At 54.6% G+C, this 16,943-nt stretch carries 10 protein-coding genes; 4 read left to right on the top strand and 6 right to left on the bottom strand.

Features of this window, described 5'->3' with window-relative positions:
- The first annotated feature begins 358 nt into the window (after nt 1–358).
- The gene (locus PT279_RS04295; RefSeq protein WP_277165792.1) at nt 359–1,150 is read left to right on the top strand and encodes a nitroreductase family protein; all 792 of its coding nucleotides are present in this window, start codon (nt 359–361) and stop codon (nt 1,148–1,150) included.
- Nucleotides 1,151–1,245: 95 nt separating this feature from the next.
- Here the strand turns inward: PT279_RS04295 and PT279_RS04300 are convergent, their stop codons facing one another.
- Together PT279_RS04300 and PT279_RS04305 are read right to left on the bottom strand one after the other, a co-directional pair.
- Nucleotides 1,246–1,512 (bottom strand): hypothetical protein, encoded by a 267-nt coding sequence (locus tag PT279_RS04300; protein WP_277165795.1) that lies wholly within the window; start codon nt 1,510–1,512, stop codon nt 1,246–1,248.
- Between the two features lie 386 nt (nt 1,513–1,898).
- Nucleotides 1,899–2,837 carry an aldo/keto reductase gene (locus tag PT279_RS04305; protein WP_277165796.1) on the bottom strand — a complete coding sequence of 313 codons (939 nt, stop codon included), beginning with the start codon at nt 2,835–2,837 and terminating at the stop codon, nt 1,899–1,901.
- A 155-nt stretch (nt 2,838–2,992) separates the two neighbouring features.
- On the opposite strand from PT279_RS04305, the gene PT279_RS04310 reads away from it, so the two are divergent.
- Complete coding sequence (locus tag PT279_RS04310) at nt 2,993–4,486, top strand: C1 family peptidase (protein WP_277165956.1); 1,494 nt, start codon at nt 2,993–2,995, stop codon at nt 4,484–4,486.
- Nucleotides 4,487–5,100: 614 nt separating this feature from the next.
- Here the strand turns inward: PT279_RS04310 and metG are convergent.
- Nucleotides 5,101–6,978 carry a methionine--tRNA ligase gene (gene metG / locus PT279_RS04315; RefSeq protein ID WP_277165799.1) on the bottom strand — a complete coding sequence of 626 codons (1,878 nt, stop codon included), beginning with the start codon at nt 6,976–6,978 and terminating at the stop codon, nt 5,101–5,103.
- A 203-nt stretch (nt 6,979–7,181) separates the two neighbouring features.
- On the opposite strand from metG, the gene PT279_RS04320 reads away from it, so the two are divergent.
- Together PT279_RS04320 and PT279_RS04325 are read left to right on the top strand one after the other, a co-directional pair.
- Entirely contained in the window at nt 7,182–8,030 is an 849-nt protein-coding gene (locus PT279_RS04320) for a hypothetical protein (RefSeq protein WP_277165800.1), read from the top strand.
- 184 nt (nt 8,031–8,214) lie between these two features.
- Nucleotides 8,215–10,002: an MFS transporter gene (locus PT279_RS04325; RefSeq protein ID WP_277165802.1), complete on the top strand. Its 1,788-nt coding sequence runs from the start codon at nt 8,215–8,217 to the stop codon at nt 10,000–10,002.
- A 224-nt stretch (nt 10,003–10,226) separates the two neighbouring features.
- Here PT279_RS04325 and PT279_RS04330 read toward each other — a convergent pair whose 3' ends face one another.
- The 3 genes from PT279_RS04330 to PT279_RS04340 all read right to left on the bottom strand — a co-directional run bounded on the left by PT279_RS04330 (nt 10,227) and on the right by PT279_RS04340 (nt 16,512).
- Nucleotides 10,227–11,276, bottom strand: coding sequence for a class C sortase (locus PT279_RS04330; RefSeq protein WP_277165804.1), 1,050 nt, complete (start codon nt 11,274–11,276; stop codon nt 10,227–10,229).
- A 347-nt stretch (nt 11,277–11,623) separates the two neighbouring features.
- Complete coding sequence (locus PT279_RS04335; protein ID WP_277165807.1) at nt 11,624–13,603, bottom strand: isopeptide-forming domain-containing fimbrial protein; 1,980 nt, start codon at nt 13,601–13,603, stop codon at nt 11,624–11,626.
- A gap of 161 nt (nt 13,604–13,764) precedes the next feature.
- Nucleotides 13,765–16,512, bottom strand: coding sequence for a hypothetical protein (locus PT279_RS04340; protein WP_277165809.1), 2,748 nt, complete (start codon nt 16,510–16,512; stop codon nt 13,765–13,767).
- Nucleotides 16,513–16,943 lie beyond the last annotated feature (431 nt).

Below are 16,943 nucleotides of genomic sequence, written 5' to 3' on the forward strand. Positions count from 1 at the left end.
CTCCTTTGCGCGGTGGCTACAGCCGTCAGCAAGCCCCCCCGAAGACGGTCGAGTGTGCACGATTTTTCGCAGCACTTACATGCCGACTGCGAACAAAACGCCAATCTCCGCGAATGAGATAGGTTATCGTCAGCTATTTGTGACTTTTTACTTGCTTGCTGCCGACATCTAAGCAAAAAGTCACATTTACGACCTCTATTTGTCGCTTTTTACTTAGAACCGCCTTGCAAACAAGTAAAATGTCACAAATACACCAGCAAAGATACGGCCGCAAAATAGATATCAATCTCACATCCGTCGCGTTACCCAGAGCTGAAAATCGATGACCTGATTCATCAATATCTGAAAGAATATGGCTATGACCGAATCACAGAATAACCTTCGTAGCAACCAGACCATCGAAACCCTATTGAACCGGCGCTCGATCCGCAAGTTCAAGGCGGAGGACATCGACGAGCAGACCGTCGCCACTTTGGAAACCGTGGCGCAGCACGCCGCCTCAAGCCAGTATTTGCAGGACTGGTCGGCCGTGCGCGTGGAGGACCAAGATATCAAGGACAACATCGCCGAGATTTGCCACCAGAGCTACGTGGCCGAAGCGCCGCTGCTTTATATCTTCGTCGCCGACGAGCACCGAAACGCCGCCATCGCCGAACGCAAGGGCGTCAATATCCATTCCGCCGAATTCACGCTCAATTCCAGTTATCGTTTCTCTCAGGCGCAAAACGACGCCGTGCTCGCGCTGCACGCCATGGAGACCGCCGCCTATTCGCTTGATCTGGGTTGCGTGATTCTTGGATCCGTACTCAACGAGCCGAGCAAGCTGATCGAGCTGCTGCATCTGCCGGAATTCACCTACCCTGTGCTTGGCCTTGCGCTCGGCAAGCCCGACCAGTCGCCGGCGCTGAAGCCGCGTATGGAACGCTCCACACAGTTCTTCACCGACCGCTACCCCGCCGATGACACCAATCTGATGCATGACCTCGATGAGTTCGATGACACTGTCCATCAGTATTACGATCTGCGCAACACCTCGCGCCCCGTCGACGCCTTCAGCGACCAGATCACCAAGAACGCCGTCGACACCGGCGTCTTCAGCCGCGCTGTCAAACCGGCTGCCGAAAAGCAGGGCTTCCGTCTCGACCACTGAAATTGCCGCTAACGCGAACACAACAAAATCCGTATCGAAGCTCTCATATCCATGGGTTTCGATACGGATTTTTGCATGTTGGCCTAGCTGCCGAATTACCGACGTCGCGGCTTGAAACCGCGCTTACGAGAACGCGGTTTGCCGCGTTGGACAGCGGCTTGGGCACTGATGCCGCGCAGAAACTGTTCCTCTTTGGGATCGTGATGGGTTAAGTGCCAGCCACCGCAATATTCACACCGATAGACCCACAGCTCGGCGTCACGCTCGATGAAGGCCTGCCGAGCAGCAGCCTCGGCCTGGGCCTTATCGTGATAGATGATCTTGCGCGAGCTGGCGCAACGTTTCGGGGTGAAGTAGTGCACGCCCCTACCCTAGCAACGCGGGATTACAGCGGGCCGAACGACCCCAGAACCATAATTGTCCAACAAGCAAACGCGCACGTATGCACTTTGCCGCCGGAAAACTGCATATAACCAACAACCAGATACCGTCTATCAGCAGCAAAATGCGAAGCCGACGCATTAACGCTGGGAAACCGCACATACACAGCAACCAAAGTCCGCTTACCGGCAGCACCACGACGGAAATCGCCAATAGCACAAAGTCGTGCGGGTAAACCTCATTCAACAACGAACCAACCTCCGTTTACCAGCGCTGGCGACGCGCATGCATGCAAAAATGCGGGTGAGCGGCACCTGAGCTGAAAACAGATGCCGTTTACCCGCATGAATATATAGAAATCAGCGCTTTACGGCAGATCGTTGCCGGCGGCGACGTAGAGGTCGTACCACTCTTGGGCGGTGATTTCCACATCGGCTCCAGCCATCATCTCCTTCAGACGGCTCGGGTTCATCGACCCCAGCAGCACCTGCATCTTGGCAGGGTGCCTCAGAATCCATGCCACAGCGATGGCGTTCTTGGTCACCCCATGCGCATCGGCGACGCGCTGCAGCGCCTCGTTGAGCTCGTGGAACTTCGGGTTGTCGATAAAGACCCCCTCAAAGAAGCCGGTCTGGAAGGGGCTCCACGCCTGAATGGTCATTTTCCTGAGGCGGGAATAGCTGATCAATCCGCCGTCGTGGTCGATGCTCGGCGCATCCTGCATATTGACGTGAATCTCCTGCTGCACCATGCCGGTGTGTCCCAAGCCGAATTGCAGCTGGTTGACCTCCAGTTTCTGGTCCAGAGCGCTTTGCAACATTTCAACTTGCATCGGGTTCACATTGCTGACGCCGAAATGACGCACCTTGCCACTGGATTGCAGCTCGTTGAACGTTTCCGCCAACTCGTCGAGCTCGACGAGCGTATCGGGGCGGTGCAGGAGTACGAAATCGACGTAATCGGTCTGCAGGTTCTTCAGTTCGCTGTCGAGCGCGGCGAGAAGATGATCCTTCGAGAAGTTGTAGCGGGTGATGTCGTCGCTCTTCGGATCGCGGTAAATGCCGAATTTCGTCTGAACATAGATCGAGCCGCGGTCCACGCCCACGTCCTTAAGAGCCTGTCCAAGCCGACGGCTGCTCTCTCCGGCAGTATAGCAATCGGCCGTATCGAAGAAGTTCACACCGCCGTCCAACACCGTACCCACGATTTCACGCGCTTCATCGGCACTCTTGGAATTCATTCGCATCGCGCCGAGGGCCACGCGAGAGGCCTTCACACCCGACGTCCCGAGTTCGCTATATTTCATTATTTGCACCTTCCTTGGCATTTCGTCAATAACCCCAGTCTAAGGTGTGACCGCGAAATGCTATTGCTATGTATCTTCATACACTTTCCCGACCGAAGAAACGTCACGATAGAATATGAACATACGAAAACGGAGGAATGATGAGCACAGACAAGGTGACCGAAAACGACAATGACGCCAAGGCGATAGACGCTGAAGACGTGCGTCAGTATAGCGAAAATTACAACACCGGAGACGCGGCGCGCGCGAATCATGTCGCGGCAAATGCGGCAGTCAAAAACGGGGTCATCAAAGCGGCTACCAGCTATGAAGGCACACGCGAGCTGACTCACGATTTTTCGATCGAGCTGAAGCAGGGCACCATCACCGACCAGCAGCGCAGCGGACGATGCTGGATGTTCGCCTCGCTCAATACCTTGCGTTATGAACTGATGCACCGCTGGAAACTTGAGGATTTCGAGTTTTCCGAGACCTATCTGTTTTTCTGGGACAAGTTCGAAAAGTCGAACACCTATCTCGAGAACGTGCTGAACACACTCGACGAGCCGACCGATAGCCGCACGTTCGAGGCAATCAACGCCTATCCAGCCGATGACGGCGGCTGGTGGCAGATGTTTGTCAATCTGGTCAATAAATATGGGCTTGTACCGAAATCAGCTTATCCGGAATCGCAGAATTCCAAGGATTCCGACGCATTCACACAATATCTGACCACGAAGCTGCACCAGTTCACGATCCAGCTGCGCGAGCATCATCGCAACGGCAAGAGCATTGATGAACTTCGTACATTCAAGAAGCGATACATGGAAGATATCTACCGCATTTGCGCGATTGCATTGGGCGAACCGCCGGCCAAGTTCGATTGGCGGGCACGCGTAAAAGACGGCGATGACGACAAGAGCAGTGACGACAAGGACACCAAGGCTGCGAAGAAAAATGCAACGTCCAACGCATCCACCAAAAAGTCAGAAGCAAAGGCCGAGAAATCGGAAGGTGAGCCCGGAATTGACGAGCGCAAGCAGATCGTGGAGCACGACATCACGCCGCTTGAGTTCTATCACAAGTACGTGCCGGTGGACGTCAACGATTTCGTGACACTTTGCAACAATCCGATGAAAAACCGGCCGTTCTACACGCATTTCCAACTCAAGTATTCGACCAATGTCGCCGAGACCGGCAACCTTGACTTCACCAATGTGCCGATTAAAGTGCTACGCAAGGCGGCAGTCGATCAGGTCAAAGCCGGGCACCCGATCTGGTTCGCCTGCGATTGCATGCAATATTGCCTGCGTGACGGTGGCTACTTCAGCAAGAACGCGGTGCGCGTGGACGAGCTTTTCGGCACCGATTTCAGCATCGACAAGGCGAACGGTTTGGAATACAGCGACTACCCGAGCAACCACGCCATGACCATCACCGGCGTGAACCTTGACGAAAATGGCGAGCCCAACCGCTGGAAGATCGAGAACAGCTGGGGCAAGTCCACCGGAACCGACGGCTATTACGTGGCCGACGGCGAATGGTTCGACCAGTTTGTCACCGAGGTCATTATCCGCAAGGAATTCCTGGACGACAAGACGCTCAAGGCAACACAAGCCGATCCGGTAGTGCTCGATCCGTGGGAGGCCCTCACCGCACGCTGTGACTGAAATTCTGAGGGGTGCGAGCTGAGTCCAATGAGGGAGTCAGCTTGCACACTACGAATTTCACCGATACTACAGGCTGTATCAATTTCGGAAAAGAACCACAACTATAAAGACTAACGGCATATCACAGTCGTTGACAACCAGTTTACGGACAGAACCAAAACTCGGAAAAACCATCAAGAAAAGAGATGCCCGGCGGAGAGAAAGCCGCCGGGCGAGAGAAGAGAGAAGAAGGTTCAATTATGGGATTCAAAGAAGAATCTCGCCAGCGGTTTAACTGCTGACATCTCTAATATAACAGCATCTTCCTTGGAAAAACGATGCCTGCAACTCAAAGAAGTCTGTGAAAATTGTAACGATTTTGTAAAAATAAAGCGATATGTATAGTTTCACGCGCATTTTCATGTCTCGAAACGAAAAATCTCTCATCGATGGGCGGCAAAATGCGATACAAAGTCTGATTTTCACGCAGAAGCCGCATTCTCAAAAGCTCAGCTCAAAGCACAAACCTGTAGTTTATACAAGAAAACGCTTCGGCCTTATCGCAAGATTTTTGCGCTAAGGTCGAAGCGTCACAACGGCTTATCGGCAAGGCCGTCCGCTTGGACTGGAAGGCGCTACTCGCTCTGTTCTTCCTTGGTGAGCTTTTCCTTGGCCTCTTCCAGACGCTTGGCCTCGGCTTCCTTACGAGCCTCCAAGTCGGCCTCGAAGCGCGTCAGTTCTTCGGTGATGGCCTCTTTCGGAATTTTCTGGAAGATGGGCGAAGGCTTGGGAACCGGGGTACCGGGGATAAGCGGCTCGCTCTGCCAGGGATGCACCGTGCGACCGAGTTCGTAGTCACCGGTGATGATCGGGTACTTGAAGCCGGGCTTGTCGAGGTCTTCGACCTCTTCGATATGCGGCAGCGGCGAGAATGTGCCGACGCCGCCGAGCGCCTCCCACACCTTCTGCGCGGACTGCGGCAGGAACGGGGCAAGCAGATGGTTGGCGTCGCTGACCGCCTGTGCGCAGATGTGCAGCACGGTGCCGAGACGCTTCGGGTCGTCCTTGATCTTCCACGGCTCGACCGCGGAGATGTACTTGTTGATGTCGCCGACGACCTTCATGGCCTCATTCAAGGCGTTCTTCTGATGATGGTGTTCGATGAGCCCGCCGACCACGTCGAATGCGGTGGCCGTTTCTTCGAGCAGCGCACGATCCTCGGCGGTCATGGAGTCCTCGTCAAGCTCCGGAATCTCACCGAAGTTCTTGTACATGAGGTTCGCCACGCGGTTGACGAGGTTGCCCCAGCTTGCGGCAAGCTCCTCGTTGTTGTGACGTACGAACTCGGACCAGGTGAAGTCGGCGTCTGAAGTTTCTGGACCGGCCACGGAAATGTAATACCTTACAGCGTCAACCGGGTAGCGTGCAAGAATGTCCTTGACGTAGATGACGATGCCACGCGAGGAGCTGAACTTCTTGCCTTCCATCGTCATGAATTCGCTGGCGACGACCTGCTCAGGCAGGTTGAGCTTGCCGTATTCGCCCGGTTCGCCGCCTTTGGAACCCTCACCGTCGTAAGCGAGTATCTCGGAGGGCCAGATCTGAGAATGGAAGGTGATGTTGTCTTTGCCCATGAAATAGTAGGCAGGTGATTTCGGGTCGTTCCACCACTTCTTCCATGCTTCGGGGTCGCCCTTGCGACGGGCCCACTCGATGGAGGCGGACAGATAGCCGATAACCGCATCGAACCAGACGTAGAGCTTCTTGTTGGGGTTGTCGATCCAACCGTCGACCGGAACTGGGATGCCCCAATCGATGTCGCGCGTGATGGCACGGGGCTTGACTTCCTTGAAGAGGCCAAGCGAGAAGTTGATGACGTTGGTGCGCCAGCCTTCACGGGTCTTGAGCCACGCGAGGTTCGCCTCAGCGAGCGCCGGCAGATCAAGGAAGAAGTGCTCGGTTTCCTTAAACTCCGGCTTTTCCCCATTGATCTTGGAGACGGGGTTGATCAGTTCATCCGGATCGAGCTCATTGCCGCAATTGTCGCACTGATCGCCGCGAGCGCCGTCGGCCCCGCAGATCGGGCAGGTGCCTTCGATATAACGATCGGGCAGGGTGCGGCCGGTAGAAGGCGAAATCGCGACCTTCTGCGTACCTTTATATATGTATCCGTTCTTGAGGCACTGCTTGAACATCTCCTGCACAACGTGCTCGTGGTTTCCCGTCGTGGTGCGCGTGAAGAGGTCGTAGCTCAGGCCAAGGTCGCAGAGGTCCTTGGCGATGACGCGATTGTATCGGTTGGCGAGCTCCTGCGGGCTCACGCCTTCCTTGTCCGCCTCGACCAGAATCGGGGTGCCGTGCTCGTCGGTGCCGGAAACCATCAGGACATCGTTGCCCTTCATGCGTTCGTAGCGTGCGTATACGTCGGAAGGCACGCCGAAACCGGCTACGTGGCCGATATGGCGCGGGCCGTTCGCGTACGGCCATGCAACGTTCACCAAAATATGAGTCATAACTACCGATTATTGGGCCCAGCGGGGACAGCAACCGGCTTTTTTATAAAGACCGTCAATAGAATCGAGACAACGAGCGGAACAAAGCCGCTTGTTGACCGTGTCGTCCACAATTTTCAAAGTCAGGCCGCCGGCTGTCCACATATCCACTTTTTGCATTTTCCGATTTGGCGATACCGGGCGACCTATCTATATTGCACAACATGAACAATGCAACCATGACCATACAGCACATCAACCATTCCACTACAGGCGAGGCCGCAGAACGAAGCGAAAACTTCGGCACCGGCCGACCGCCGCCAAGCGCGGCGAAACCGTCCATGTATCAAGTCAAAAGCAACGGCCGCCCCGGCATTCTTGGGCGCAGACAACGCAAACCGGACCGCAAAGACGCAGCCCTCGAAGGAAAGCGTTTCGAGCAAAACCTCCCAACCACCCGCAAACCGAACATAGGCGTCACCAACGTCAGCACGGTCATGACGCCGACACCCGTAAACCACACCATGCCTATGCTGATGAGCAACCGCGATCTGCCCGGGCCCTTGAGCATGAACCGGCTCGATGATTTCGGCGCGGTGCGTCGCCTCGATGACATCAACGCCTATCTCGCCGAATACTCCGATACACTGTTCGGCAGGGGCATCATCATGACCAAAGTGGCGCCGAGCCAGTCAATCGCTTGTGGCCGTAGCGCCCTGTGGGTATGGATGGGTGGCGCATTCCCGAACGCCATCGACATCATTTCGGCTTCGCACTTCCGCTCGATGGCCTACGGACGTCCAATCAAAACTTACGACCGCAACGTCCCCGAAGGGCAAATAAGCTCCATCGCCGGCCTGAAAGTGACCTCGCCGACAAGAACGGCCTGCGATATCGCCTTGATGAGCCCGGCCAGCATACCCGACAAAAGACGCGCGGAACTGGTCTGCGCCATCGTGCAGGAGTACCATATCGACCCCGCGGAATGTCTCGGAATACTGGAAAAGAACCATTTCTGGCCGAATGTGCCGCAAGCCCGCCAGTTTTTCAAAGCGGTTCAATATTGCTTCTGAATTCAACTCCAAGGCATTGCTTGCAATACAGGCGCTGAGGCAAACAAAGACGAGTGCAAATCGGCAATACAGCAATCACGATTAAGCCCAACAATAAAATTAAAACGGAAAAGAGCTATTATGGTGTAATTGCGCTAGCGCCCATAAGACGAGCTAGGTTGCGCGTTGAAAGGACAGATTTGTCATGTCATCACCAGCCGATCAACGGCAGAACGACGATTCCAGGCGCTCTGGGGAGAGTCAGCATGGGGTCCATCCGATTCAAAGCGTCAAGAATGTAATGCATATTGGTGCAGGTTCCGATAAACCGGAATCAGCGAAGGCAACCGACGAACCGCAAATGCAGAAAGTCCATGTCCGCCGCCAGTTCCTGCGCACCAAAGACGTCACCGTCGTCGAAGAAAAAACGCTGAAACAGGCCATCGCCGGCACCGTGGTCGGCAACTTCATGGAATGGTATGATTTCGGCATCTACGGCTATCTCGCGGTAACGATGGCAAGCGTTTTCACCAGCGGTCTGCCGAAAAGCATGAGCCTTATCGTGATGTTGCTCGGCTTCGCGGTGAGCTTCCTCGTCCGCCCTCTGGGCGGCATCGTTTTGGGCCCGCTCGGCGACCGCGTCGGACGACAGAAGGTGTTGTTCCTGACGATGGGCATGATGGTGGTCTCCACCGCGCTTATCGGCATCCTGCCGACGAGCAAGCAAATCGGCGTCTGGGCTATCGTCCCCCTCTACGCGCTGCAGATGATACAGGGCTTCTCGACCGGCGGCGAATACTCCGGAGCGACCACCTACATTTCCGAATTCTCGCCCGACCGCAAGCGCGGCTTCTACAGCGCCTGGCTCGACATGGGCTCCTACATCGGCTCGGCGTTCGGAGCCGCGATGGTGGCCATCACCACGACCATCGTCGAAAACGGCTGGGGCGCGAACGCCATGGTCAACGGCGGCTGGCGCATTCCTTATCTTCTGACCATTCCGCTGGGCATCCTCGCGATGGCCCTGCGTACCCATATCCCCGAAACCCCGCAGTTCGCCGCTCACCAGCAGCGCCAAGAGGAAGAGCAGGAGCATTGGTCGCACGAAGCGCACGAAGCCGCATGGCGGCAGGAATCCCCTTGGGACCGCCCCGGCACGATGCTTTACGTCATCAAGCGCCACTGGCGTCGTCTCCTGATCGCCGTGGCCATCGTCGCGGCCACCAATACCGCCGGTTATGTGCTCACTAGCTACATGCCGACTTACTTGCGCGAGGAAGTCGGCACCACCCCGACGATGGCCGCGGCCGCGACCGTGCCGGTGCTGATCATCATGGCGCTGTGTCTGCCCTTGATCGGCCATCTTTCCGATAAGATCGGTCGCAAGCCGATTTACGGCATCGCAGTGATTTCGACGTTCGTATTGGTCTACCCGGCGTTCCAGCTGCTGCATCAGGGCACATTCTGGTCGATTCAGGGCGCGCTGGCCATGCTCGCCGTGCCCGTGGCCTTCTACGCAGGCGTCTCCGCAAGCACGTTGCCGGCGCTTTTCCCGACCGCATCGCGCTTCTCCGGTATGGGCCTTTCCTATAACTTCGCCGTTTCCTTGTTCGGCGGCACCACGCCGCTGGTCTCGCAGGCGCTGATCACCCTCACGGGCAACCACGACGCCCCCGGCTTCTATATCATGTTCTTCGCCATCTTCAGCGGCATCGCCGCCATCGTGATGCGCGAATCCTCGAAGGCGCCGCTGCCCGGCTCCATGCCGACGGTGGGCAGCGAGGAAGAGGCACGCGAGCTCGTGCTGACCCAGGAACAGAACCCGAACCTCGACACCAGCACGATGCCGATGCCGATGATCACGGTGGAAATCCCAGTGGGCCAGACGCTTCCCCAGCGTCCGGAAAATATCAAGCCGGTGATTCACCATGATTCGGAATTTGAATCAGAAGATAATTCGGAAAACGAAAAAGATGGAAAATCGGAGAAATAAAACCGGTAAATAATTAAATCCGATAGTTAAATCCAATAATCAATAATCAGGCAATCGCAGTCTCGAATGCCTAACTACAGAATCCCAACCGGGCATCAGTTCAAAGCGAGACCGCCGACTGACGAACTAGAGTAAATTCCGCTGGCCTTTTCCACCGGAAAATCCCGCTGCTCCGCATACCATGCAAGGAGTTCGCCGGCCTTTCGCACCCCGAAAAGACTCTACTAATCCTCGTGTCGAGGCAACTTCTTTTGCGACATACGCTGGGAAAGCCACCACAACCATGTATACGGCGGACGCATCGCGCTATCGGAGTGCTGGATCAGCCACGGCTTACGGTGCAGCGAACGCACCGCTGCAAGCCCCAGAACCAATCCGGCGAGCGCAACGAGCACACCGAACACCACCGGATCGCCCTTGGCGTTCTCCGGATCCGGAATCGGCTCAGGAATGGGCTGACGCGTACCTGTGATAACAAGTCGTTGCGTATTGACCCCGTACGGCGTGCAGGTCATCAGCGTGACCAAATCCTGACCAGGTACCACTTTATAGAGATGCGTATCGGTCGGTTCTATGACATGAATGCCGATCACGCGATAGCCCATCGTACGGTTCAGCGTCTGGATATAGAAGATATCGCCATCTTTGAGCTCATCAAGACGGGTGAAAAGTAGCGCGTTCTGCAACCCGGTATGCCCGCTCAGGACAGCGTTTGTGGAGGGCCCGCCCACCGGCAGGCTTGTGCCGTAGAGGTGTCCGGCACCTTGCATCAGCACATTGTCGCCAGTACCATGGAAAACAAGCATTTTCACCGAAATCTTTGGGATGCGCACAACCCCCATTACCCCGGTGCCGTCATTGAGCAAAGACTGGTATTCCTGGTCTTTCTCAGATTTTGGCTTGGCGTTGGGGTTGCCGGTATCGAACGGATCGGTGAACTCGCCGAGCAGCGGCTGGCCCGAGGAGGCAATGCGGGCGTTATAGGCCTGCGCACGGTGGTATTCGTCGGCAATCTTGCCTTGCGGCCATTGGGCGACACGGCTGATGGAATCCTGGACCTGGGTGCTTTCCTTATACATATTGAACATCCAGCGGGCCGGGAACCATGCCGCGGCGACGAGGAGCGCTATCAGGCAGATGACGATCATGACATCGACGATGATGATGATAATCCTGCGTGTTTTGTTGATCTTCCCCACGCCTGCCGAAACAATGTCGTCAAACGAAGGCGCAACAGCCGTTTGAGGCTTGACCTCTTCCTGTGTTGACGTCATCTGTCGCTCCTTGACTATGAATTATTTATCATCGGCATAAACATTAATTATTATGTACCGATCAAGAATGAAAAGATTATTGGTTATCTGCTATCAGGCATCAATAACCAATGTCGAATAATCATGAATTATCGACTTATATGGATTATTATTACAAAATTTATCCACGTATAGACCGCGGATGGGGTATGACCTGCGGTTACACAGGACATACCCCATCAACTGTTACCGAGTCGGAAAGAAAGCAGACCGCACCAACCGACCGGCTAGGGAGTCCGGGGCACCGAACTTTCGGACAAACCGAACGAACAGTGCCCTCAACTCATATATGTCTTACGGTCACATGCTCACGCGGCGACGGCGACATTCGCGTTTCCGTTGTCATTGGCACCAAGACGACGGCGCACAACAATCAGCGTTGCAGTCAGGGCACCGAGGGCCACGACAACCAGCAGAGCGAGAATCACGCCCGCGCCACCAGTCAACGGCAGCTGCGAGATCGAGGTCACGTTCTGGACCTTGGCGAAACCGTCGGTGAAGTTTACCGTGTGGGCAGTGGAAGTGGCGTTAACAAGACCCCAGGTGTCAGCGGTATTGGTGAACGTGTTCACGTCCATATGAGTGGAATCCTGATGTCCAAGGGTCACAGAGAAGCTAGGCTTGAAGGTGGTGGAATAGCCGCTAGGAGCGGTGACTTCTTCGACCGTGTAAGTGCCTTCGGCAAGACCGTCGACCTTCAGCTGGCCTTCGTCCGAGGGAGCGCCAGTGGCGGGATCGGGGTCGCCGTTACCCATGTGGAACACGCTGAGCTCAGTGACAGCGGGGGCATCCTGCGTCATGGCCTTCTTATAGGAGCCATTGCCGACCTTGTTGAAGTAGATCGCATGGTTTTCGGAGTCGAGGACTTGGAACGTCGCACCGGCCAGACCAGAGCCGCTGAGCTTGGCGACCTTCTGCAGATCGAAGTCACGGAAGTAGGCCGAGGACGCGGAGTTGTCCTGACCGCTGATGACCTCGTTGCTGATGGAGCCGTTGGTGCAGTTGGCAGGAGCCGGAGTGACGTTGCAGTTGACATCAGTGCCGTCAGGATTCGGCGTCGGAGCAGCGTCGGTATCGGGCTGATGGTTGGTGTCGTTCGAGGTATTGAGCACAGCGCCGTTCAGGAGCGCGCCGCCCTTGGCCTCGTCATTGACCTGCATCGCGAACTTGATAACAATCGCATCCCTGTAAGTCTTGGAGCGGATGGACTTGGTGAAATCGAAGACAAGCAACTTGGTGCTGCTGGTGAACGGAGCATCGTACTTGACTTCTTTAATCTCATAATCCGTGGCAGGTACAGGGCTCCCGCCAATGGTCACGGTTACGTCGTCGGTTCCGGTATAGGTCAGGCCGGCCTGCGAGGTGGCATCGGTCATGTTGAAAATGTAGTGCTTATAACCGGTGGTCAGCGGAACAGTGCTGGAAAGGACGTAATGCAGCTTGCCGCCGATTGAAGGATCGTTGGTAACGCCGGCACTGGTATCCAATGTCTTGGTAATCTTCGATTCATCGGCCTTCATGTTGATCTTGCCAAGCTCGGTGGTGCCCAGCGTATTGAGAACGTAACTGGGCGTAGAGGTGGAAGGATCAGCCTTAGTCGTGATGCCGGTGCTGACCAACATCGGAATCGAGTTCTTCTGAGCGGTGGTGGACGCCGAGAAGTCGGAAGTGATGTCCTCTACCAGATAGACACCAGGGGTGCCCACGGTAATCGTAGCCTCAGTAGTGGCAGGATTGGTCGAAGCCACAGGCCCAACGGTAAGGCTTGACCCAGTGAACTTCGCGTTCCAGCCGGAGGTATTGGTCAGATTGGTGACGAACTTGCGAAGGTTGCCGTTCCAGGCTTTAGCTTCGGTATTCGAACTCGTATCGTCTCCGCTGCTGCCGTAGCCAAGCCACTTGTTGGCAACTTCACCCACCGGGTTGCCAGCAAAACCAGCGGCCTCAGCCGTTGGAAGACTCAACTGAGTTTTAGTGTCAGACAATGCAGTTACAGCGTCGTTTTTCACACCCGCAACAGTGCCGACCGACACAGAAGTCAGTTTGTTTGTGCTCAGATCGGCGGTCGCGTTGTCGTAAGTGCCGATCTGGACCGCGGCAAACTTGTGTCCGGTTATGCTGTGGTCAGTGCCATTGATGGTAATCGTGCTTTTGGTGTTATCTACCTGAGTACCCATGTCGATGTTGGTCTCGGCAGCGTTCGCTACTCCGAGAGGTGCCAGTGCGAGAAGGGTGGCGGCGGATACCGCTGCACCTACAAACGCACGAAGACTGACTTTCCTATTCATGGAATGCCTTCCTTTTCCTTTATTTCCTTTTTTGCATTCGATTGCTCGAATAAAATTGTTCTTTTCGTATGTGCCACGCGACGGTTCGACGAGGCATGAGTTCGTTACTTACCCAGTGTCAAGTTGTTTACCTCCTTGCATGGGACCGAAATTCACATACGTCACTTCGCATGCACCCCCTTATGAACCAAACGGGAATGCGTCTTTCGGAAGACGACATAAGCTGTGACTGCGATGACCACGGCTGCCAGCGCCAGCAGTAGCGTCCATCGCGAGAACCCACCGGTGAACGGCAATTTGCTGAGAGCCGGCTCCGGAACCATGTTGAGGTCTTCCTCAACGGATTGGTTGGTGGAGCTATCGGTGACCTTGACCTTGACAATGCCCTTGCGCATACCTTCAGGCAAAGGAATCTGCCAATAGCCTTTGGGCTTGCCACTGGAGGAGTTGTCAATCGTCGTGGTTGACGTTGTATTGTCGGGCCAAGTGACGATAACCGTCGCACCTTCTTCATTGACGCCTCCGGTCACGGCATTGGCGTCCGCAGGGACGGCAGTGCCGATCACACCCCGCCAATCGGCTGAAACCATACCCGGTTTCGGCGCAAAAACATTGACTTCTGAGGCCTGGGTGGCAGCGGCGGATTCGGTACCATCTGAAGTCTTCGAAATCGCGCTGAACGTCCACTGGTCACCTTCGGTGCCCACGTTGTCGGCGAACCAGCTCGGGTCGATGACGCACTGCCAAGTAGTGCTTCCCTGCGGAAGATTATTGATGCTGTAGCTACTCGAAGTGTTACCGATCGAACACGAAACCTTCGAATTACCCGTCAGCTCCGTGCCGTTTGGGCTACTGCTCGATGGTTTCACCTTGCCTTTGGCATAGATATGCAACGCAGATCCGCCGTCCGTCGAGGAAACGGTGCCGGAAATCTTTACCTTGGAGCCCGTGGGCAAAGCCGCCGTATTAGTCGAAGTGTTTAGTACCGTATGTGGCACATCGGAGTTGAGATGGGTACCATCCGGCTTCGATATGATTGCATTGAACGTCGGAGCGGCGTCGGGACCTGAATAGAAATCGACTATCGAGATGTCCGACACATGCGAAGAGACTTGCATCTGGTCAGCAGGATCTACTTCATAGGCATGATAACGGCGCACTCGCTCGCCCTTTTTGGTATTATCAACCTGAGTAGTGTCCTGTATCGCCCAAGTTCCATCCGCCGCGACTGTCGCCGTGCCCACTTCGGTACCAAGGTTATCATATTGGTCACCGTTATCGTTAGAACCACTCTCATTCTTCTTCATGATTCTATTGGTAAGAGTCCCGCTTGAATCGGTACGATTGGGAACGTCATAATAAAGGTGCACAATGTCACCGGACACAGCATGATCGCCACGAATCGTCGGCTCGCTGGCATGCGACCATGCTTTGTTGTCTCCCAATGAAAGTTGTGGATCTGTAGAATCGCTAGGGAAATCTACAAAGTTCTGGCGCTTGGCCGTTGTATCTTCGTTATCATCCGAGACCTGAAGAATCGTAGGTGCTTTAGGACGAGCGACGTCGAACTTGTAGAATGCAGTGCCGACGGTCCAACCTGTATCAATCTGCTGTTGAACAGCTGTTTGATTATTGACGGCCATCGTGTCATCGATGCCGTGGGCTTCAAGGTTAGGATTAGCCAAAGGATCGGTCGCAGTGCAGCTGGAATCGACAACAGGCCAAGTGACCAGCTTGAAATAACCGTCGAGCTTCTGATCATCCTTGGCTTTTTTAAAGTCAATGCTGCCATCAGATTTCATCGCGGAATTCGCAGTGCCGGCACCATCTACCATCAAGGTGTTGCCATTGCTGTTAGGAGAATTCAATGCAGTCAGTTGGGTAAAATAAGGCTGATTCCCGATATGATTCCAACTACCATTGTTATAAGCATCCATGGTAAATTCCGTACCACCCGTTGGCTGGAAACCAACCAATGGCACATTATTGACTTCCTTGGCAGTAGGTGTGAGGTCTTTGACCGGAACCCAGTTTTTCCCGTCCTGCAAACCTATCCACTGGTATTTGAAACCACTGACCTTCGAACAGGGATCGTTTGCGTTTCTTCCGTTGAGCGCCGAATCATACCAACGGACAAAGAAAGATTTTGGCGGAGCAATTCCTGGTCCGGTAGAGACGCCGGCACGCGATTCCGAGAATCCGTTATCGGTAGTAAGTCCCCAGTTCGACTGTCCGCCACCCTGGCCGCCGACATCACTCCAAAGCATGGGCCATTCATCAAACCCAACCCACGATTGAGGAATATTGCAGCCATGATTGTATGAACCGTTGTAACAAACGCCCGGGTATGCAGTCTGATCAGCATCCGTAGCTACATTCGAAGCAAACGGCGCTCCGTCACCTGAAGTGAGGTAAGTATTAATCGCAGAAGCCTTCTGGCCGCTCCAACTGCCACCAAGGCTGCTACTGACATACGCGTTGAGCCAATTATATGCGCTAGATCCCGAACTATCAGGACTCCTGTCCGCCGGTCCTACAAGAGCCCAAACGTGCTGTTTCCATACGGCCCCATGAGCATTGGCCCGGTTCCAATAGGTGCTCTGCTCATCGGGAATGTTCATATCCCCTTCAATGGAAACCGTGACGAAATCATAAGGACCCGAGCTCTGCACGGAAAGAATAGTATAATATTCTTGGTTATTTTCAGCCCATTTCGTCGCTCCGGCTTTTTTGTCGCCTCCGTAAATTGTATTTAGATAACTGACCTTATGAGCATAGTTCGGATAAAGATCTCCGTTACTGCTGACACCACCATCGCCGTAATCGTATATTATTCTCAGACCAGTATCGCCTCTGGTCGCAACTGTGGGATCGACTTCGCCATGTGCGACACGGACCACGAAATCCATACGCATTTCATCGCGCAACGTATCGATCTTATTGTTATTAGCCAGAAGCTTATACAACACAGGCTTGCGGGACGCACCGTTGTGCATCGGGTCTACGGACTGCCACTTCCAATCGTTGTTGGCTTGCGGCCCGACCCCGCCGCCTCGGACACTCATGCCACTTTGGCTGCTCACCCCAAGGTTATCAGCTGATGCGGGTACTTTCGCTGCGACTATCGCAACTGTAACCGTCAGTACGACGGCAGCTACGAGCCCTATCAGTCGCGTAAGGAGCCTCTGACGCTTCATTCAATCAACTTCCCTAAATATTCTTTTCATCACAAAGTTGCCGACTTTGTTGAAGTCTGTTACCTTGTCATGGCCTATTTACTAGCGCAATTCTCGAGTTTCTCAATGCCAAAAGAAAACCTTTGACATCTTTCTTTTCCTGT

The organism is Bifidobacterium sp. ESL0784, assembly GCF_029433295.1.
Taxonomy (GTDB): domain Bacteria; phylum Actinomycetota; class Actinomycetes; order Actinomycetales; family Bifidobacteriaceae; genus Bifidobacterium.